The following is a 1,131-nucleotide window of genomic DNA, read 5'->3' as shown; positions in this document are numbered from 1 at the left end:
GATTTCGATCTCGCCTTCTGGGGCTTCATAGGCACGCGATACCACGGCTGACTGATCAGGTACAGGTAAAGCTTTGCGATCGAGCTTGCCATTGGGCGTTAATGGGAAAGCGACCAGCGTCACAAAGGCTGACGGTACCATGTACTCAGGTAAGACAGAGGAAAGCTGATCACGCAGATCAGCAGTTGACAACACCGTGTCTTCTTTTGCAATCACATAAGCGACCAAGCGCTGCTCACCTGGCACATCTTCACGTGCGATGACAATCGCTTCACGCACACTAGCACAAGTAGCCAGCTTGGCCTCGATTTCTCCCAGTTCAATTCTAAAACCACGGATCTTGACCTGGAAGTCATTGCGACCGATGTACTCGATATCGCCATCCGGCAGATAACGCGCCAAGTCGCCTGTTTTATATAGACGAGCGCCAATCTCGGTGCTAAACGGATCGGCAATAAAACGTTCAGCAGTTAAGTCAGGACGGTTCAGGTAACCACGCGCTACACCCGCACCACCAATATAGATTTCACCAGCTACGCCTAAAGGTACAGGTTGCAGATGTGTATCGAGGATGTAAATTTGGGTGTTGGCTATGGGGCGGCCAATGGGGACAATGCCAACATAAGAATCACGTTTGCAATACCATGATGTGACATCAATAGCAGCTTCTGTTGGTCCATAGAGGTTATGTAGTTCCACATCAGGCAATAGTTGAGTAATGCGCAATTGTAGTGAATAAGGTAACGCCTCACCACTACAAAGGATGCGGCGTAGTAAAGGGTAATGATGCGTTTCTATTTGCTCCAAAAATACAGCAAGCATCGATGGCACAAAATGCATCAACGTAATATCTGCATCACACACTAGTTTCGAAAGATAGATGGGATCTTGATGTCCATCAGGGCGCGCAACAACAAGTTGCGCGCCAAACAATAAAGGTAAAAAAAACTCCCATGCGGAAACATCAAAACTAAAGGGCGTTTTTTGTAATACACGATCACGATTATTAAGATCGTATTGAGCTTGTGCCCATAACAAGCGATTCACTAAAGCATCATGTTGATTCATCACCCCCTTAGGTGTGCCGGTTGATCCCGAGGTATAAATCACATAAGCCAGGTGGTTGGGAGT

Annotated in this window: 1 protein-coding gene; it reads right to left on the bottom strand. The window is 47.1% G+C overall.

What is annotated here, in order from left to right; all coding sequences use genetic code 11:
* On the bottom strand, positions 1-1,131 hold a 1,131-nt coding region (locus tag RBA40_RS33295), incomplete at both ends, for an amino acid adenylation domain-containing protein (RefSeq protein ID WP_306653188.1).

Source organism: Massilia pseudoviolaceinigra, from assembly GCF_030846505.1.
Lineage (GTDB): Bacteria > Pseudomonadota > Gammaproteobacteria > Burkholderiales > Burkholderiaceae_D > Telluria_A > Telluria_A violaceinigra.
This window is presented reverse-complemented; position numbering and strand designations above follow the sequence as displayed.